This is a genomic window from Microvirga sp. (genome assembly GCF_014699075.1).
Taxonomy (GTDB): domain Bacteria; phylum Pseudomonadota; class Alphaproteobacteria; order Rhizobiales; family Beijerinckiaceae; genus Microvirga.
In genome coordinates, this window is sequence record NZ_JACXAB010000077.1 from 1 (window position 1) to 18,146 (window position 18,146).

Sequence of the window (18,146 nt, forward strand, 5' to 3'; positions counted from 1 at the left end):
AGCCGATTGTGCTAACCTCTCCCATGGACGCCTCCCTCAAGTGGTGCTCAACACCTCCACTGTGGCACACCAAGGCCTTGGGAGGCGTCCACCCCATCAAAACCGTAGTAGAGCACGAGTACTTTAGCCATTCATTGATCTCCATGACGTAGGCCCGATCGAAACCAGAGCGCCGGTGAATTGCCTTAGAACGGACGGGAGGTGAGTTCGATTGTTCTCAGGCAACCCTTGAATTGCGTGAGAACAATGAGGCCTCATTGCTGGGGCGTTGTGGATTCTGGATCCACCGTTGCCCCTTCGACGATCCTGCGTTGCTTGCCGATTTCGGCGGCAAGGAAGTCGAGGAACATCCGGACGCGTGGGGAATGACGCAGATCGGGGTGCGTCAACAGCCAGAGCCCGGTGGCGAACTCCGGATTGGGCAGGCCGAGTCGGACGAGACCGGGCCGTATATCGCCAATGAAACAGGGAAGATGGCCGATGCCGATGCCCTGCTCAATAGCCTCCGCCATTCCGAGCACAGTGTTGACCTTGTAGCCCACGCGTTCTGGCGCGACATGCTCATGGATGAACTTCACGGCCTTGAACGTCGCGAAGTTGTCCCCAAGCGACACCCAGTCTTGCTCGAAAAGTCGCTCCGGGGCGTTAGCCACGGGCTCCGGGAAAGCCGCTGCGCTGCCGTACAGCGCCCAGGCGATCGTCGCAGCCCGGCGCCCAACCAGGTTCTCGGGCGGACTGTCTGTTGCCCGGATCGCCACGTCGGCATCACGCTTAGATAAATTCAGCTCCTGGTTGGCGAGGACCACATCCAGCCGAACATCGCGGCACTGCCGGTGGAAGCCGGCGAACAAGGGTGTGAGCAGATGGATCAGCAGTGAGTCATTTGTGGTGACCCGCAACTCTCCAGCCGGTATGATCTCCCGTCCGGCCAGTTTGCGCATGAAGGCGGTGATGTCCTCGTCCACCCGCTGCGCGAGCCCGACCATCTCCTCGCCGACAGGAGTTAGGGTATAGCCGACGCGATGGCGTTCGAAGAGCTTGGTGCCCATCGTCTCCTCGAGTTGCCCAAGGCGGCGAAACACCGTCGAGTGGTTGACCCCGAGCTGCTCGGCCGCAGCCGGCAGGCTGCGGGCCTCTGCGATGCTCTTGATCAGGCGCAGGTCATCCCAGGCCAAGTTCTTGAACGGTTCCACCATCACAAGCCCCCCGTAGACGTAGACGGCCGCGCAGGAGGTGCGCCGGCCGCCTGATTAGAAGGTCAACGCTTCAGCCGGCGCGGGTCCGGAGTGTAGTCGCGGGAGAGCTCGACAACGTGACAGGCTTCATCGCGAGTGCGCCGTCGCCGATCAGGATATGGGCTATGGCTGCTGCTGCCAGGAAGGCTGGATACTCCCAACCACCGTTCGGGGCATTAAAGACCCAGCCGTTCGGGGCATGGATGAGGGCAGCACCGAGCAGGACCGGCAAAAGGGCCACCGAGACGATCCGGGCGTAGAAGCCGGTCAGGATGGCAAGGCCGCCAAACAGTTCGGCGAGGATGATCGGCCAAGCGAGGAAGGTCGGGTAACCCATCTGGCCGAGGAAACCGGCAAAGCCCGGCACCGTGAACACGGCGATCTTCAGGTAGGCATGGGCGATGAACATGATGCCGAGGGCGGCACGGATGGTGAAGGCACCATAAGGGGCAAAGCGGTTGTCGATCATGGATCTGTCTCCGGGACCGGAACTGGTCCGTGTGGTGGCAAACATGATGTTTCCATTGATGCAAGGCAAATGGCTGCTGTGCAGCTTTTATATTGCATCAATGCAATGGCGTTATGCCCGATCATGCGTATGTCTTAGGCCAGCCCGGGGCGCTGATTGCCCCATGAGAGGACACCATCATGGTCCAGAACGCCATCCACCACATCACCGCCATTGCAGGCCCGGCTCAGCGCAATCTCGATTTCTACACCCGTGTTCTTGGGCTGCGGCTAGTCAAGAAGACGGTTAACTTCGACGATCCGGGCACCTATCACCTCTACTACGGCGACGAGGCTGGCCAGCCGGGCACGATCCTGACCTTCTTCCCGTGGGCCCAGGCCGCACCGGGCCGGCTCGGCGTCGGCGAGACGCAAGAGACAGTGTTCCGTGTGCCGGAAGGCTCCATCGGCTACTGGACGCAGAGGCTCAATGAGAAGGGTGTGGTGAACGAGGCCCCCCGTACGCGCTTTGGCGAGACCGTGTTGGCATTCGAGGATCCGGACGGGATGCGCCTGGCGTTGGTGGCTGTGCCCGGCATCGAGAACGAACCCGCCTGGACCACCGGTGACATTCCGGCTGATCATGCGATCCGTGGCTTCCACAGCGCCAGCCTGTTGGTAGAGAATGCCGCGCCCACAGGCGCCATCCTGACCGACATCTTCGGCTTCACCGAGATCGGCCGCGAGGGATCGCGCATCCGCTACAAGGCCGGTGACATGGCACTCGGCGGCATTATCGATCTGAACGCACCCGGCGGTCTCCCGCGCGGACGGTCCGGTGCCGGCACGGTTCATCACATTGCCTTCCGGGCTGCCAGTGACACGGTGCAGGCCGACATGGTCAAGAAGCTTATGCAGAACCATGGCATCCGCGCCACGGAGCAGAAGAACCGCGACTACTTCCGGGCGGTGTACTTCCGCGAGCCGAACGGGATCCTGTTCGAGATCGCCACCGACGATCCGGGCTTTGCCGTTGATGAGCCCGCTTCATCACTGGGCCAGGCTCTGAAGCTGCCTCGCTTTTTGGAATCGAAGCGCGAGCGCATCAAGGCTGTCCTGCCGAAGATCGCCTGAACCGCTTCCAGCACCTCCGCCCGCAGGCTTTGCAGCCGGGGCGGGGCTCTTTTTCATTCACTTGGCCTGTGAGGGCCATCAAGAGAACCGCCATGACCGCCACACCCACGACGAAAGAACTGTCTTTCATCCACCGCATCAAGCCGGCCTCCGAGCCGAACCGGCCGCCGCTCCTGCTCCTGCACGGCACCGGCGGCAACGAGGACGACCTGATCCCGTTCGGCAACATGATCTCGCCGGGATCAGCTCTTCTGTCGCCCCGCGGCAAGGTGCTGGAGGGCGGCATGCCCCGCTTCTTCCGCCGCCTCGCCGAGGGTGTGTTCGATGAGGAAGACGTACGCCGCCGGGCCATCGAGCTGGCCGACTTCATCGCTGAGGCTCGCGAGGCCTATGGTCTGGCAGCTCCAGTGGCCGTCGGCTTCTCCAACGGCGCCAACATCGCCGCAGCGATGCTGCAGCTCAGGCCCGAGGCACTGGCCGGAGCGGCCCTGATCCGGGCCATGGTGCCGCTGCAGGACTCGCCGGCTGTGGATCTCACCGAGAAACCGGTACTGATCCTGTCCGGCGCGTCGGATCCGATCGTGCCAGCGGACAATGCCAAGCGGCTTGCCTCGATCCTGAGTACGGCCGGGGCTGTTGTGGAGCACCGCATGCTGCCGACGGGGCATTCAATCTCCAAAACCGACGTCGGTCTCACGACGGCTTGGCTCGATCAGCTCTGATGACTCCGGCGAGCGGGTTTGATGACCCGCTCTGCCCCACAAGGACAACTCACATGCAACTCACCGGCATCCATCATCTCACCGCCGTCACCGGCAACGCCCCGGCCAATCATGCCTTCTACGCAAAGACCCTTGGCCTGCGGTTGGTGAAGAAGACTGTCAATCAGGACGACGTCAGCGCTTACCACTTGTTCTACGCCGACGGGCGCGGCTCGCCCGGCACCGACATCACCTTCTTCGACTGGCCGGTGAAGCCCGAGCAGCGCGGCACGCACAGCATCACCCGCACCGGCATGCGCGTCTCTGGTGCTGAGACACTGGCTTGGTGGAAGCAGCGCTTCCAGGATCTTGGCGTCGCGCACTCGGACGTCGTGGAGCGCGACGGCCGGCTCACCCTCGATTTCGAGGATTTTGAGGGCCAGCGCCTGAGCCTCATCGATGACCGTGAGAAGGGCGAGGAGGCCCATCCGTGGGAGCGCAGCCCCGTGCCGGCCGAGCACCAAATCCGCGGCCTCGGGCCGATCACGATCAGCGTGCCCGACCTGAACTATACCGATCTCGTGGTCACCAGGATCCTGAACATGACCCGCGCCCGGGATTATGCCACGCCCGGCAACGGGGAAACCCGCACCCACGTCTACCAGATGGGCCAAGGCGGGCCGGCGGCCGAGTTGCACGTGTCCGTCGAGCCCAACCTGCCGATGGCCCAACCTGGGGCCGGGGGCGTGCATCATGTGGCCTTCCGCATCCCCGACGCCGATTACCAGGCCTGGGCGGAGCGTCTCAATCACGTGCGCATGCCGTCGAGCGGTCCGGTCGACCGGTTCTGGTTCCGCAGCCTGTACTTCCGCGAGCCGAACGGCATCTTGTTCGAGATCGCCACGGACGGGCCGGGCTTCGCCACCGACGAGCCCATGGACACGCTCGGCGAGACATTGTCCCTGCCGCCGTTCCTGGAAGGCCGGCGCCAGCGGATCGAGGCCGGCTTGAAACCGCTTTGAACCCTAGGTTGGACGAAAACCGTTCTTGACGGACGTCAAACCACTTTGCTGTTCTCGGAAAACGCCGGTGAGGCTCTTCAGCCCGCCGAATGGAAGTGGCGCTCCGATCCTTGAGCAAACATCTGCCAATTGGCTGAGACAGAACCTTCTGGTTTTAGCTCATCCGAATGAGGGCAAAACATTACGCTTTGGTGCGAACCTGCCGGGTTTTGTACTTGCGGCGGAGAGTGTCGATGTGACCTTCATGAACAAGGATCACTTCGACACTGCTCCGAGAACCGCTGAGAGACCGCCCAGTAACTTCATTGTTTGCCCCGGCAGGTGGGCGCGACCGTGGGGGCGTGCCTGCGCCTGCCGATACCCCGACCGGGTTGGGGGCGGTGGCTGCCAGCTCCCCCGACCTGATGGTGGTCGATTTTGCCATGCCCGGCATGAACGGGGCTGAAGTCGCCAGGGCTGCGCGCGAGCACCGCCCGGAACTGCCGATCGTGTTTGCAAGCGGATATGCTGATACGGCAGCGATCGAGAGTGTTGCTGGGCACAATGCACCTATCCTAAGCAAGCCGTTCCGAGTGGACGACCTGCAGGCCATCGTAGCCGAGACCTTAAATGGCCTCACGTAAAGCCATCGCGAGAAGGCACTCGCATCCCTCGGTCGCGCCAGCTGCCGGAGATTTTATCGCGGGCGGACCACCTGCGTGAGACCATCACTTCGCGGCTACCCGTTGCTCGTCGGCCTTGGGGACGTGCCACAGGACAACATGCGCATGGGGCTTCTCGACGCCCGGATGCCCGGCGTTGAAGTACACATCCACATGACCGACCTTGCCACCAGGGGCGGCGAGATCGTCGAAGCGCTTGTCCTTGTTCGAAAGATCCTCGACGGGCAGCATGTAGACCGTGCTGACGAGCCGCCCTTCACGGTCATAGGCCAGGAACGGGCCAGCCGGCAGGGTCTTGGAGTCGACATAGAGCTGACCCAGCCCCGGCAGGAAGTCCGGCAGCTTCACGAGCTCGGTCACCTTTTTGTAGGCACCACTCGGTGGGGCCTTCTCGACCTGATCGGCTGCCAAGGCCGGCAGGGTGAAAGCGGCAACCAGGGCGAGAGTAGCGACAGCAATCCTCATGACATCCTCCGTAGACGCGCCAAGCCTGCTTTGGCCTGCACGTCCCCATTGGATGAGGGCTGCTCGGAAAGGTTCCCGGATCCTTAGCGGCCTGCCTGGCTCAGGATGGAGGCCATGCTGGAGTAGCCGCGCGCTTCAGCATGCTGTAAGGGCGTCATGCCGTTCCGGTCAGGGATCTTGGAGTTGGCGCCGGCTTCGACGAGCGCACGCACGGTTTCTGTATGACGGCCCCCACCGTCCCCGAGGATCACCGCCTCGATCAAGGCGGTCCACCCCAGGTTGTTCACGTGGTCGAGCGGTGCTCCGCCTCGGATCAGCTCGCGGACAACGCCATCGTGGCCCAGATGGGCTGCAGCAATCAGGGCCGTGCCGTCGTAGATGCTGGTGATCAGCCTGGCGCTGGCACCGGAGGCGAGCAGGGCCTTCAGCGTTGGCACGTCATCTCGGACAGCTGCAATAGTCACAGCGTCATAGCGCTGATTGTCGAGAAGGCCTGGATCCGCTCCGGCAGTAATCAGGGCCTGAACCACGGAACTATGGCCCTGGAATGCCGCCACATGCAGCGGTGTGCGGCCGTTGCTGTCGCGGGCATTTAGGTCCGCTCCCGTTTGGGCCAGCCGCTGGATGTCATCGACCTCGCTTCGGGCGGCGGCCGCGTGCAGCCCTCTATAGGCCGCGAACTCAGTTGGTGTGGGAGGCGTCTGTGCGGAGGCCGCACCTCCGGTCAGTGTCAGAATCCCAAAAAGTCCGACAAGTGCGAATAGATGGGCCATGGTCCTTCTCCTTGCGGTGTGATGGTCGCTGACGTTGCCGACTACCGTTGACCATTACGTCAGTTTTGCTTTCACCTTGGCAAGGTCGCCAGTCGCGCATTCCCCGCTGAGGCGCCCGCCTGAAGTAAGGCATAGCTACAAGACCGATCCTTCGCCTCGCGTAGAGTTTTCCCCTGCGGCACCCTCCTGAATGCAGACACTCGCGCCAAAAGCTCTATTCAGCATGGAGCCGGTAAGGTCAGCAAATGGCAGATAGTGATTAAAAAGTCCGCAACTGCCGTTTTTCGCGCCGGAAACATACAAGATGTTGAGCCTCGCCTGGCACGCTGACTCCAGTAACAGAACGACCAAGCAGTGCTCGGGAGTGTTTCAACAAAACCGGCACTTGTCGGAAGTACGCCGACGGTCTGCTCTAGCAAAGAACAGGGGACATTCCTGGAGGGTAGGAGAGCGGCACTGCATGACCCGTTGCGGTCGAAGACTACCGGCGACATCGTGTGAGCCGCCGAAGGACTCGGCTTCAACCAGAGGGCTCAACGACCTGCCGAAGACCTATTTCGAGAGCTTCGATCCCAGCATTGTCGCGCTCACCGGCACACCGAAGGCGCTCACGGCAGTGGCCAAGTCCTCACCCATCTTCCACCGCAAGGAACCGACCGAGGGTGGCGGCTACACCATGGGGCACACGGCACCCGTTGTCGTGACTGATGCCGAGGGCGAGCTGGTCAGCGTCATCGACTACCATGAAAATGCTGCGCCCGCCCTTTCGAAGTTGCGCAGGGCCATCCGAAAATCGTGACGGCCCCTGCGGCGGTGGGCGGACCCGTCCGCACGGATCAGTTTGGCCGGGGTGCCTCGGGCGCAGGAGGACTTGCGGGTCCACCCTGTTGCATGTCGGGCATGTTCTGCATCCCGGGCATCTCCTGCATGCCACCGGGTTGTCGAGGCTGGGGCTGCATCATGGCCATGTTCCGGCAGCACGGGCACATGCCGCCCGCAGACTGGCCAGGCTGTGCGGGTTGGGCACCCTGTCCCGGCTGCTGGGCCGTGGTCGTCGGTGTGCCGCACATCATCGGGCTTGCCGTGGCGGTCGAGCCCGTGGCCTGGGCAGCCGATTGATGCATCGGGCAGGCCAAGGCCGGGGCCGCGGCAAATCCAACCGCTGCGGCGATGGCCAGGGAGAGCTTTCTCATGGAGTTCCTCCGTAATCACTTCGGTCACGTTCGCGCCGTTCGCGGGTTTCGGCAAATCCCAATGTGGTGAGAGGACTTTCCCTGGCTTCCTCCATCAATGGTCCCTGGAAGGGGAGGGGAGGGGCGGGTTGGCCGCAGGGGCAAGGGCACCGATCAGTCAAGGGAGGTCCGCTCCGCGCGGCGGTGGCTCAGCCAATGGCCAGGATCAATAGCGGTATTCAGCCGTCTCGCGGCCCCCTCAGCGTTGGGCCTTGCCTCTCGTAGTCGCCAGCGGCATGGGTTGCTTGAGCGTGGCCAGGCAGTCATGAGCCGGCTCGGAAAAGGTGCCAGGCAGCAGCTTGTCGAAGCGGGAGCGGATCTTGCGGTAGCACTCGCAAGCGGCGTGCTCGAGACCAGTACTGTCGATCACGGCAATGCCGCCGCGGCGCTGCTCGATCAAGCCCGCCGTTTGGAGGCCGCGCAGGACGGTGCTCACCGTGGAGCGCTGTACGCCAAGCATCTCGGCCAGGAACTCATGGGTGAGCGGCAGGGCATCCTCGTCTAAGCGGTCATGGGTGCTCAGCAGCCAGCGGCAGCAGCGGGCCTCAACCGGGTGCACGGCATTGCAGGCCACGGTGTGATACGCCTGCGCCAGAAGCGCCTCGTTGTAGGCGAGCACCTGCCGTTGCAGCGCCGGGCGGGCCTGGATGGCCGCATGCATGCGGTCCAGCGCAACCCGGGAGGCGGAACCGGGGATCTGCACCACATAGCGCCCAAAGGCCTCCCGGCTGACAAAGGCACTCAGCAGGCCGAACAGCCCTTCACGCCCAAACATCGCCACCTCGGCCAAGCGACCATCTTTCATGACGTCCACGAGAGACACGATGGCATCATGCGGGAAGTAGGTGTAGCGGATGGGATCACCCGGTTCGTACAACACGGTGTCGCGCGGCAGGATCACCGCCTCCAAGTAAGGCTCAAGAAGGGCAAAGTCGTCCAGGTCCAGCGCGGCGAGGAACCGGTTGGCTCGGTGGTCTGGTGGTGCGCCCGTGGCCCCGGAGGGCCTGCGCCGTTCTTCTAAAGGCATGATCCCCTCGCGATCACAACCAGTTAACGCACCGATTGCGGTCAATGCGCCGGTGGGGGGTTGATTGAGCCAGATAAGGTCCACGTCGCGATAAGGCCAAAAAGTGTGACCAGCCTCGTTCCTTGCAGCCTGAATTGTGACTTAGCCGCTGAATACAATGCAGCACTTCTGCCCGTAGCCATAAGGACCCACCAGGTTGGTTTGTCTCGGCCCCGCTGCTTTTCCACAGCTCAGGCCGCACCTGCTCGACAGATCTGGCTTGCTTCTTATGGCTGATTGCATCGGACTGCCTACAATAACGTATGTTATAATCACGTCGCAGCTCGGAGAGACATGTCGCATGAGGCCGAGATCTGTCAGATCGGCGCTTCCGCTTGTTCCGGCCGTGGTTCTCGCGCTCGGCATCGTGCTGCTGGGTGGTCTGGAGCTCCTGCAAAGCTACACTGATGCGGCACGGCGCGGCGAAGAGGACGCCCGGAACCTGGCTCATGTGCTCGCTGAGCAAACAGATCGGACCTTCCAGGCGGTCGACTTCACGCTCATGGCGATCGGCGATGCCCTCACGGCTGCTCCTGATGTGTCCGACAACGATGTCCGCTTCCGTGACGGGCTGAAGGAGCGGCTCAAGGCATTGCCGTATGTGCGGGCTCTCTATGTCATTGGATCAGACGGGTTCATCACCCATGATACCGACTACCCGTCCACACCGAGGGTCAGCCTCGCGGATCGTTCCTACTTCAAGGCGCATCAGGAGGATCCCACCCTCGGCTTGCATATCGGGCAGCCGCTCCGCAGTCGATCGGTCAACGTCTGGTTCATCAGTTTCAGCCGCAGGATCAATAAGCCTGATGGTGGCTTTGGTGGCATTGTTGTGGCCGCCCTTGAACCCAAGTACTTCGAGCAGTTCTACCAAGGCCTCTCCATTGGAGAGAAGGGCATCATCACGCTCCTGTTGCGCGATGGCACGCTTCTGGCCCGTAGCCCGGCGTCTGAGGAGGCCATCGGCAAATCCTACGCCGCGGTGGAGCCGGTCTCCACCTACCTCTCACGCAGTGCGCAAGGTATTATCTGGGGCACAAGCCCGGTCGACCACGCGACCCGTGTTGCCGCCTACCGTGCCCTCGGCACCGCCCCGGCCCTGGTTCTCGTTGCCCTGCCGCAGCAAACCGTGTTCCAGCCCTGGCGCGAGCATGCGGCTGTGGTGTTCTTCACAGCGGCCATCCTTCTCGGCTTGATCGGTGCCCTGATTGTGTTGGTCCAGAGGAGCCGTCGGCGCGAGCAGGCCGAGCAGGCCCGGTTCAGCCGGGTGCAGCGGCTTGAGGGGCTCGGTCGCATTGCCGGCGGCATCGCGCATGATATCGGCAATACGATCCGGATCATACAGTCCACCTTCCTGCTCCTGAGGCCCTCCCTAGCTGACCGCCCGGAGACCCTGTCCCTGGTCAACGAGGCCGACCAGTCGCTCAGGGGCGCAAAGGCCATGATCGAGCGTCTGCTCGCCTTCGCTCGGCGGCAGGAGCTCCGGCCGGAGTTGACCATGATTGATGAGCGCATCGCGGGCTTTGCTCCGATTTTGCGGCAGGCGGCCGGTCCCCGGATCGCGCTCGACCTCAAGCTGGCCGGTACAGGCTGCGCCGCTCGCCTTGATCCGGTGCAGCTCGAGGCGACGCTGCTCAACCTGGTGCTGAATGCCCGTGATGCGATGCCGGATGGGGGCACCATCACGGTAGCGACCCAATCCATGGCACCGCCTCCCAATGTGGCGGGCTTCCACCGCGCCTCTGTCGCCGACGCGCGGTGGATCGAGATTATCGTGGCCGATACAGGCATCGGGATGCACCCATCAGTGCTGGAGCGGGCCTTCGATCCGTTCTTTACCACCAAGGGCCAGGGGAATGGGCTCGGTCTCAGTCAAGTCTTAGGCTTCGTCCAGCAGAGCGCCGGCGACGTAGAGCTGGAGAGTGAGGAAGGTCGCGGCACCGCAGTGCGCCTCCTCTTCCCGACTGTTCCGGTGGAGGAGCAGGTTGCCGGGGACTCGGGGCCAGGCGCGGTGAGTTCCGAGCTGTTGCGCCCTCAGGAGACTGAAACAGAACTCAGGGAAATCCTGAGTCGTCGTTCAGGTCCGGACCCGATGGGGCCGCGGCAGCGACGACGGTAGCTTGTCGGATGCTATAGGGGCGTCATGACCGTGAAACTCCTCGTTGCCGACGATCATTCCATCGTGCGCCGGGGCTTGCAGGCTCTCCTGGAGGCTCAGGCCGGCTGGCAGGTCTGCGCCGTTGCCGACAACGGGCAGGCGGCGGTCGATCTTGCCACCGAGCACCGGCCGGATGTGGTGATCCTCGACTACTCCTTGCCGGGGCTGAACGGTCTTGAGGCCACGCGCCACATCCGCCTTGTCAGCCCGAGGAGTGAGGTGCTGATCTACACGATGCACAACAATGAGGACGTAATCCGCGATGTGCTACGAGCCGGCGCGCGCGGTTATTTGCTCAAGACAGAGGATGATGCTGAGGTCGTCAGGGCGGTGCAGGCCCTGCTGCGCAAGCAGCCCTATTTTTCGCCACAAGTGGCCGAGACCCTGCTCGACACCTTCCTGAGTGGCAGCAAGGTGGTGGCGTCGCAAACCTTGAGCTCGCGGGAGCGGGAAGTGATCCAACTCGTGGCGGAGGGCAAGAGCAACCGCGACATCGCCGAGCGCTGGAAGGTCAGCATCAAGACCGTTGAGAGCCACCGGACGGCAGCGATGCGAAAGCTGAACCTGCGTTCGGGCGTCGAGCTTGCCCTGTATGCTGTGCGCAACAAGCTGATCGAGCCCTGACCCTCCTGCCTCAGGGGTTAGGACAATCCTGACCCTCTCCTCCGGTCTTCACCTGATTCCAATCCAGATGGCGATACGGTTTTGTTCATCCTCGTGATGCCTTGAGGTTGATCCGGACGGACATCTCGTCCGGCCGGCTGAAGTCTAGACCTTCAGAGGGCTTCCTTCGGGGCGCCAGGCAACGAACCCTTAGCCGGTGGAGTGCCCGGAGCGACCACTGAGGAAAAGAAAATGGTCGTGGGGATTGGCGAGCGCCTGATCGGCCTGTTGCGGACGGCAGGTGCCTGCATCGACAAAGCAATCATCGCGTGGGCAGTCAAAGTGACGGATGAAAGTCCCCGGGGGACGGACACACGCCCCCGACGGTCAGGAGAACACAATGCTCGGGATACGCGGGATCACAGGAGTCTCCATTGGCCTCATCGGAGCCGAGATGAGCCCTGACGAGATCGAACAGCGCGTGATCCGCGCCTACGTCCAGCTTGCCTGTATGCCTGAAACGGACGATGCCCGGACGGTGACAGTTGTCCGATTTGGCGTGCTGGAGGCGAGGCTGACCGAAATCCCGGAGGAGCAACGGCTGCCGGGGACACCTTGGTTTTGGCTGGAGCTTTACTCTCATGCACAGCAGGCCGTTCTTGACAGTTGCGGATGCACTGAACTCGACGAGCCTGAACTGACCCAAGCGGTGGAGCTCATCGCCAACGCAAGGCAGCAGACACAAGATCTGCACTAGGGGAAGGAACCTATCAGTTTTCGCAACAGCTCACGATCGGAGACATCCAATGCTGAGACTGCCAATTCACGGATTTGCCAAGCGCGTTGAGGACACCGTGGCTCGCGCCATGACGGTTCTCCGAGCCCGGGATGAGCTCGCCATGAAAGGATGCCTTCCGAAACTGCCTTCAGAAGCTAAAGGGGTTGGCAAGGCCGACCGGCAACGCTGAGGGCACGCCTTGCGATGGTGTTCTCCCGAGGCCGCGATCGGGTTTGCCGCTTGATATGATGGAGCGAGCTGTCGCCCCATCTGGTCTGGGTCAGGGTAATCCTGAGCACCCTTTCCGGTCCTCACCTGATTGTAGCCCTCCTCGTGTTGGCGTTCTCTGCGCCGCGTGGCCGATCGAGTCCACACAGTTCAGAGTGAACCATCTCCAAGCCGTAGCGCGCCGCTGGGGGGAAAGACAAGACGACATGCCGCGTTTTTATTTTGATGTCCGGACAGGAGCGGAATTCCTGCCCGATCCAGACGGCTTTGAGCTTGATGATTTGGCGGCGGCCGAGCACGAGGCGGCGCACACTGCTGTTACGCTCGCACGAGATTGGCTGCCACGCACACGAGAGATCGGTGTCGAGGTCAGGGACGAACAGCGTCAGGTGCGGCTGATACTGACCGTTGCGCTAACCATTGATCGGTTAGCGTAAGCTACCCTCGCGACCAGCGAACGTTCTTCGTCTCGGTCAACGGTGAGGCTGGACAGATGCTGCTGCGGGCTGGCATTGAGCTCATTATCGATTGTCATCGAAACGTCAGCCGCATAACATCCGGTATGGAATGTATTGAAGCATATGCAGGAAGTCTTTCCAGTAAACAGTGTGACCCTGCCCCAGCTATTCAGTATATCCGGCTTCCAGGCTGCCGCAACAGCCATCAAGAATAGTTTCTAATGCTTCAGCGGAAAACGACTCAAAGGACGGCTGTCGAGCCACAGTGGACTCCATTAGCGTGGGCGTTCTGGGGCGGAAGCCTTGGCGCACTGCTGATGAGCGTCTATTTGGCCTTGGAGGTTTTCGAGACTCTTCCCGATTGTTACCTGCCTCTGGCTTTGTTGCAGGGATAGGCGAGTTGGTAACTGGCACTGGATGACATAAGAGGCCTGCCCCTTCTTGTCGGATATCTGCCGTGCCGTTCAAGGTTCTGTTGCAGCTTTGAGGCTTGCACTGCTTGAGCTACGACCGAAGGGCGTTGAAAGAGGCTGGTGGTGAAGCAAAATAACAAGAACCCGTTCAAGGGTCGGCAGTTCACAGTGGAGATCATTCTGTGGGCAGTACGCTGGTATCTGCAGTTTCCAATCAGCTATCGCGATCTGGAACGCATGCTGCCGACCGCGGTGTGCAAGTGGACCACACAACCCTCTTTCGCTGGATCCAGGCCTATGCACCGGAGCTCGACAAGTGCATCCGCCCTCATCTGCGGATGACAAACGGATCCTGGCGTGTGGACGAGACATACCTTTGGGTGACGGGTGAGTGGGTCTATCTCTACCGTGCCGTCGATGCTCGTGGGCACACCATCGATTTTCTGCTCTCGCCCAGACGAGATGCCGCGGCGGCAAGGCGCTTCTTTCGGAAGGCGCTAAAGCAGCCTCACACGGTCAATCCGCGAACCATCACGGTCGACAAGAATGCCGCCTATCCGATTGCGGCTGAAGCCATGAAGCGGGATGGAGAACTCTGGCGCTTTTCTAGACTCCGACAGGTGAAATTCCTGAACAACATCATCGAGCAAGACCACCGGCGCATCAAGCGGCTGGTCCGGTCAGGGCTAGGCTTCAAGAGCTTCGTCACGGCCAACCAGACGATCGCAGGCTATGAGGCAATGGCGATGATCCGCAAGGGACAGGTCGTAAGTGCACCAGCAAATGACATGGGCGCTCAGCGTGACTTCATTGCTACCCTGTTCGGCGTAGCCGCATAAACAGCGCTCGCGTCTGATCTTCGCTCGATCTACATCGGCCGTTGCAACGGAACCGGTTCAACAGGCTGAGGTCGCAGGACGCCAGGTGAACCTGACCGGCACGGAGTACAAGATCCTGGCGTTCCTGGCTCAACGCCAAGGGAGCACGCTGACCAAAGAGATGCTTCTCAATCACCTGTACAGCGGTATGGACGAACCTGAGATCAAGATCATCGACGTGTTCATCTGTAAGCTGCGCAAGAAGCTCGCAAAGGCCTCTGGCGGCAGGGACTACATCGAGACGGTCTGGGGCCGCGGCTACATGCTGCGGGAGCCGCATGCCGTCAAGTTGGCAAGCTAAGTCTCAGGGCCACCATCGCGTTCCACATCATCTACCCCGCTCTCTATCAGCGGATTGCAGGCCTTCTTGTTTCTAGTTCCCTTTTGGAGCCAGTCCCCTCACCGGATCGGTGGCACCATTGCCGCCTGTCGCAATGAGAACGCCCAACTGAAGCCTCGTCCAAACTTCAATCAGGTCGAATGCGCTGCCGGTTGCAACACCGCGCCACCATCCTAATGTGTCGCTGATGAGCGTCAACGGCGGTCGCAACAGAAGCGCCCCGGCCGAAGGTCGAACACCAGACCTCCCACCAGGTCGCACGCGATAGGTTCCGATATCGCCGGCGGTGTATGATTGCAGATCGTGATCAGGAAAGTGTGCCTGAGCACATGACGATCAAATGGTGGCAGACTCTCGTCATGCCGCAATCCCATCGTTTGAAACCGTTGGTTAACCATGACAGCGCATGCTTTCACCTGTGAACGCAGGGCTGGGCGGGATTCCTCGTACCTGGAGACGGTTGCTCATGGCAGAGAAAAGTTTCACCGACACGATCGAGGAGAATTTGGCATTCATCTCGCCAACGGTGAAGGCCATCGAGTTCGGAGGAGATCAGCCTTATTTTTGTGAGTTGCAGACACTCCTCAGGCAGCACCTCACGAGCCTGGTTGTTCTGTTTGAGCGAGATCCCGGTCTGGATGCCGCGACAGCTGATCTGTACGCGGCAGCGGCTGCCATTGTTCAGGACACCACACTCGCTTCTCAGCCCCTCGCTCGAAAGCGCCGTCTGCTCAAGGAAGCTCAAGAGCGCTTCCAGGACCGCTTCCAGGAGCGCATCTCCACTGCACGCCCGAACGGAAGAAGAGCCTGCGCTGCTTGGCGGCAGAGCGAGCTCTTCCTTGCAGCTTGATCCAAGAACCGGGTTCCGCGCCAGCCCAATCTGTGTGCCGGAACCCACTCCCTACCCTCCTCAACAATAGAGTTGCTGCTTGGTTTGCAGCTGAGGGTACGGTCACCTCGTCAGAGCTATGGCGGGGTGGCCGTGTCGCAGCGTGCCCAGTCTCAGGAGAGATGCTGGACGAAGTATTTGTTCATCTCGAACATGCTCACCTTGCCCTTGCTGCCGAAGACCGCCTAGAGCTTGTCATCCGCCAGAACCTCGCGCTTGTTCTCGGGGTTCTGGAGATTGTTGGCCTTGATGTAGTCCCACACCTTGCTCACAACTCCAGTGCGGGGCAGCGGGGAGTTGAATTGACCCTCATTGCCGGACTCTCGCGCATCTGTGTCGTACTTCGGCGGGAAGTCTGGTGCTCAGCCTCTCGCCGAGGCACTTCATGCTTATGCACAGCGGTTGTTTGCACATCCGGAGTTCATGAAGCATGATGGTGGCGTGGTGTTGCAACCGGCATCACAAAAAGCGCCCTGGCAGTAAGCTCCGCACGGCTAACTCTGTCAGGGCGTTGTCGTTTGCGCGCCTCGCTCTCATTGGCAGGGAACCTGTACTCGGATATAGTCTTGCCTTGGCACGGCCGGCGCAACTTCGCTCAGGCTTGTTGGGTCGACCGCATCTCACACCGTGAGCGGGCATTCCTTGCGGAACTCCGGCAAGCCGTCGAAGTCTTGGGCTCAAAGTCAGCGTTCGAGCGGAAACCATGTTGAGGAGTTCAGGGTTGCCTCCCCCTTCCTCCGCCATGTACCAAAGGCAGACGTCCTCGATCCCTTACGTTCCCTGAGGTTTCATGACTGTTCGCCGCCGCTTTCTCCTCGCCCCGTCCTTCGCCCGCCTGATCCAGCGCGAGAGAGGCGGGCTGCGTCACGTTGAGGGCTTCTTCCCGGAGCGCCGGGATCGCTCATCCTGGGTTCGGGTTGAGGAGAACAAAGGCCTGCTGATCCTCAAGACGGTTAGTCTTGATAGTGAGGCCGAGGACCAGACCGACATCCCGGTGGGCCATGCTCATGCGCTGCTCGATGTCTGCGCCGGCGAGGTCGACTACACCCGGACAACCGTGCCGATCAGCGAGGGTCAGGCCTTGGTCGACGAGATCCTCCGGCCCCGTGCCCTGCACCTCGTCACCATGGAATTCGCTTCTGAAGAAGAGACGGGAGCATTCCGTCCACCAGAGTGGTTCGGCCCTGAAGTCACGGCGGATCCTCGCTACACCAATCAGTCCATCGCTCTGAGAGGACTTGCTGAGGTGCCGGAGATCCCGCTCTCGGATGCGGCGCTCAATAGCCTGATCGATACCCTGGAAGGCCGCTTCCCCGCCCAGGCGCGGATGGCCATCAGCCGGCCGAGAGCCAAGCAGGTGCCGATGACCCGGGCTAAGGCTCAGACCAGCGGTGAAACTGTCAAGGTCAACCTTGATGAGATCGAGCAGGCGATGATGCGTGAGATGGAAAAGACGCTCCAGACGGGCAAACCCGAGTAAGGTACGAGCCGCCTGATGCCCGATGCCCGTTTGCCCATACGACACCACCTAGTGCTCTATCGGCGTAATCTGGAGCAGGGCCAAGCACGGTTCTTCAGCCTGATGATTGAACGCGCCCTGTTCGGCACAATCCGGCTGGTGCGGAATTGGGGAGCAGTCGGCTTCAAGGGCCAGGAGAAGGGCGATATCTACCCGAATGAGGCCGCAGCTGCTCGGGCGCTTGAAGGCTGGGCTGAAGCCCAGCGGGAGAAGGGCTACACGGGCCTGTAAAGCCCTTCCCCATGCCAGGTCAGGCCGATTGGGGCTCGTTGCTTGTCATAGCCTTCATCGCCTCGAAGCTCCTTGTGAGCGCCCGCCAGAGGCTGCCGATTTCCTCCGATCCCGACGACCCAGCGCTGAACTCGCTCACACCGGTCCCATGGGCGAGGGAGAGCGACAATTCAGGGTGATGGGTGATCTGACCTGACCATGTCGGAACGTCGAGCGCCTGCATTGCCCCTCGTGCATCCGCAACACTCGGATCCTCCGAGCCATTCCTGGCCGGCGCGGCATTGATCACCACCGCGTAAGGCTTCTTGAGATCACGGCACATTTGGATCGTGGCTTGACCAGCATCGACATCGAACAGACCCGGGCGCATGGGGATCACGACAAGATCCGCATGCCAAATCGCCTCGGCCACAGGGGCTTCAGCGTTTGGCGGCGTATCGATCAGAACCCATTCAGCCCCGGCCCGCCGCGCCTTCGCCAAGGTGGCCCCGAGATGCTTGGTGCCAACATGGAGCGGAAGATCCCGTGAGCCCCGAACCCGGTGCCAAAGGGCCAAAGATCCCTGCGGATCCGCGTCAATCAGGAGTGTCGGCCGGGCATTTTCGGCCATATAGCTCCCGAGATGCGCGGCAAGGGTGCTCTTTCCGGAACCTCCCTTGCGGGACGCGAAAACCACGACATTCATGCCATTTCCCCCAGTCTTGATCAGGCAATCTATCGTCCACGATTATGGTTAACGGAGCCTTATCACTGGGCGGCCGGATGGTCGACATAACGGAGGATCCGGATCTTAGGCTCAAGCACCTGAATGACTGGTCTGCCCCCTGCGAAGTGATGCTCCCTGAAGTATGGCTTATGAGCCGAAGGAGGATTGAAGCTGGGCAGGAAGAGGCACACGGCGGAAGCGATCGTTT

General features: G+C 61.5%; 19 protein-coding genes and 3 pseudogenes. 14 read left to right on the top strand and 8 right to left on the bottom strand.

Features of this window, described 5'->3' with window-relative positions; all coding sequences use genetic code 11:
- Nucleotides 1–254: 254 nt before the first annotated feature.
- Together IC232_RS30180 and IC232_RS30185 are read right to left on the bottom strand one after the other, a co-directional pair.
- Nucleotides 255–1,196 (bottom strand): LysR family transcriptional regulator, encoded by a 942-nt coding sequence (locus tag IC232_RS30180; RefSeq protein WP_190848638.1) that lies wholly within the window; start codon nt 1,194–1,196, stop codon nt 255–257.
- A 70-nt stretch (nt 1,197–1,266) separates the two neighbouring features.
- Nucleotides 1,267–1,704, bottom strand: a complete 438-nt coding sequence (locus tag IC232_RS30185; protein WP_190848639.1) for a DoxX family protein — start codon at nt 1,702–1,704, stop codon at nt 1,267–1,269.
- 179 nt (nt 1,705–1,883) lie between these two features.
- Here IC232_RS30185 and IC232_RS30190 point away from each other — a divergent pair, with 179 nt between their 5' ends.
- From IC232_RS30190 to IC232_RS32735, 4 genes are all read left to right on the top strand, one after another.
- Entirely contained in the window at nt 1,884–2,816 is a 933-nt protein-coding gene (locus IC232_RS30190) for a ring-cleaving dioxygenase (RefSeq protein WP_190848640.1), read from the top strand.
- A gap of 92 nt (nt 2,817–2,908) precedes the next feature.
- Nucleotides 2,909–3,538: an alpha/beta hydrolase gene (locus tag IC232_RS30195; RefSeq protein ID WP_190848641.1), complete on the top strand. Its 630-nt coding sequence runs from the start codon at nt 2,909–2,911 to the stop codon at nt 3,536–3,538.
- 53 nt (nt 3,539–3,591) lie between these two features.
- The gene (locus tag IC232_RS30200; RefSeq protein ID WP_190848642.1) at nt 3,592–4,539 is read left to right on the top strand and encodes a ring-cleaving dioxygenase; all 948 of its coding nucleotides are present in this window, start codon (nt 3,592–3,594) and stop codon (nt 4,537–4,539) included.
- 341 nt (nt 4,540–4,880) lie between these two features.
- The gene (locus IC232_RS32735; RefSeq protein WP_312895262.1) at nt 4,881–5,162 is read left to right on the top strand and encodes a response regulator; all 282 of its coding nucleotides are present in this window, start codon (nt 4,881–4,883) and stop codon (nt 5,160–5,162) included.
- An 84-nt stretch (nt 5,163–5,246) separates the two neighbouring features.
- Here IC232_RS32735 and IC232_RS30210 read toward each other — a convergent pair whose 3' ends face one another.
- Both IC232_RS30210 and IC232_RS30215 read right to left on the bottom strand, forming a co-directional pair.
- The gene (locus IC232_RS30210; RefSeq protein ID WP_190848643.1) at nt 5,247–5,666 is read right to left on the bottom strand and encodes a DUF5602 domain-containing protein; all 420 of its coding nucleotides are present in this window, start codon (nt 5,664–5,666) and stop codon (nt 5,247–5,249) included.
- 83 nt (nt 5,667–5,749) lie between these two features.
- Nucleotides 5,750–6,439, bottom strand: a complete 690-nt coding sequence (locus tag IC232_RS30215) for an ankyrin repeat domain-containing protein (protein ID WP_190848644.1) — start codon at nt 6,437–6,439, stop codon at nt 5,750–5,752.
- 460 nt (nt 6,440–6,899) lie between these two features.
- Between IC232_RS30215 and IC232_RS30220 the strand changes: the two genes are divergently transcribed.
- Nucleotides 6,900–7,238 carry an SCO family protein gene (locus IC232_RS30220; RefSeq protein ID WP_190848645.1) on the top strand — a complete coding sequence of 113 codons (339 nt, stop codon included), beginning with the start codon at nt 6,900–6,902 and terminating at the stop codon, nt 7,236–7,238.
- A gap of 37 nt (nt 7,239–7,275) precedes the next feature.
- On the opposite strand, the gene IC232_RS30225 is transcribed toward IC232_RS30220, so the two are convergent.
- Together IC232_RS30225 and IC232_RS30230 are read right to left on the bottom strand one after the other, a co-directional pair.
- Nucleotides 7,276–7,632 (bottom strand): hypothetical protein, encoded by a 357-nt coding sequence (locus IC232_RS30225; protein WP_190848646.1) that lies wholly within the window; start codon nt 7,630–7,632, stop codon nt 7,276–7,278.
- Nucleotides 7,633–7,870: 238 nt separating this feature from the next.
- Nucleotides 7,871–8,698 (bottom strand): Crp/Fnr family transcriptional regulator, encoded by an 828-nt coding sequence (locus IC232_RS30230; protein ID WP_190848647.1) that lies wholly within the window; start codon nt 8,696–8,698, stop codon nt 7,871–7,873.
- Nucleotides 8,699–9,038: 340 nt separating this feature from the next.
- On the opposite strand from IC232_RS30230, the gene IC232_RS30235 reads away from it, so the two are divergent.
- From IC232_RS30235 to IC232_RS30265, 7 genes and pseudogenes are all read left to right on the top strand, one after another.
- The gene (locus IC232_RS30235; protein WP_190848648.1) at nt 9,039–10,856 is read left to right on the top strand and encodes a hybrid sensor histidine kinase/response regulator; all 1,818 of its coding nucleotides are present in this window, start codon (nt 9,039–9,041) and stop codon (nt 10,854–10,856) included.
- A gap of 24 nt (nt 10,857–10,880) precedes the next feature.
- Nucleotides 10,881–11,519, top strand: a complete 639-nt coding sequence (locus IC232_RS30240; RefSeq protein ID WP_190848649.1) for a response regulator — start codon at nt 10,881–10,883, stop codon at nt 11,517–11,519.
- A 433-nt stretch (nt 11,520–11,952) separates the two neighbouring features.
- On the top strand, nt 11,953–12,255 hold the full coding sequence (locus IC232_RS30245) for a hypothetical protein (RefSeq protein WP_190848650.1): 303 nt from the start codon (nt 11,953–11,955) through the stop codon (nt 12,253–12,255).
- 455 nt (nt 12,256–12,710) lie between these two features.
- A complete protein-coding gene (locus IC232_RS30250; protein ID WP_190848651.1) occupies nt 12,711–12,941 on the top strand; it encodes a DUF6894 family protein in 231 nt (76 codons plus the stop codon).
- Between the two features lie 557 nt (nt 12,942–13,498).
- Nucleotides 13,499–14,214, top strand: a pseudogene (locus tag IC232_RS30255) (IS6 family transposase).
- 67 nt (nt 14,215–14,281) lie between these two features.
- A pseudogene (locus IC232_RS30260) lies at nt 14,282–14,554 on the top strand (helix-turn-helix domain-containing protein); the annotation flags it as partial.
- A gap of 505 nt (nt 14,555–15,059) precedes the next feature.
- On the top strand, nt 15,060–15,443 hold the full coding sequence (locus IC232_RS30265) for a hypothetical protein (RefSeq protein WP_190848652.1): 384 nt from the start codon (nt 15,060–15,062) through the stop codon (nt 15,441–15,443).
- A gap of 152 nt (nt 15,444–15,595) precedes the next feature.
- Here IC232_RS30265 and IC232_RS32740 read toward each other — a convergent pair.
- Nucleotides 15,596–15,781 (bottom strand): annotated as a pseudogene (locus tag IC232_RS32740) (SWIB/MDM2 domain-containing protein); the annotation flags it as partial.
- A 491-nt stretch (nt 15,782–16,272) separates the two neighbouring features.
- Here IC232_RS32740 and IC232_RS30275 point away from each other — a divergent pair.
- Both IC232_RS30275 and IC232_RS30280 read left to right on the top strand, forming a co-directional pair.
- The gene (locus IC232_RS30275; RefSeq protein WP_190848653.1) at nt 16,273–16,962 is read left to right on the top strand and encodes a hypothetical protein; all 690 of its coding nucleotides are present in this window, start codon (nt 16,273–16,275) and stop codon (nt 16,960–16,962) included.
- Nucleotides 16,963–16,977: 15 nt separating this feature from the next.
- On the top strand, nt 16,978–17,232 hold the full coding sequence (locus IC232_RS30280; RefSeq protein ID WP_190848654.1) for a WGR domain-containing protein: 255 nt from the start codon (nt 16,978–16,980) through the stop codon (nt 17,230–17,232).
- A 19-nt stretch (nt 17,233–17,251) separates the two neighbouring features.
- On the opposite strand, the gene IC232_RS30285 is transcribed toward IC232_RS30280, so the two are convergent.
- Nucleotides 17,252–17,917 (bottom strand): ParA family protein, encoded by a 666-nt coding sequence (locus tag IC232_RS30285; protein ID WP_190848655.1) that lies wholly within the window; start codon nt 17,915–17,917, stop codon nt 17,252–17,254.
- Nucleotides 17,918–18,146: the final 229 nt, after the last annotated feature.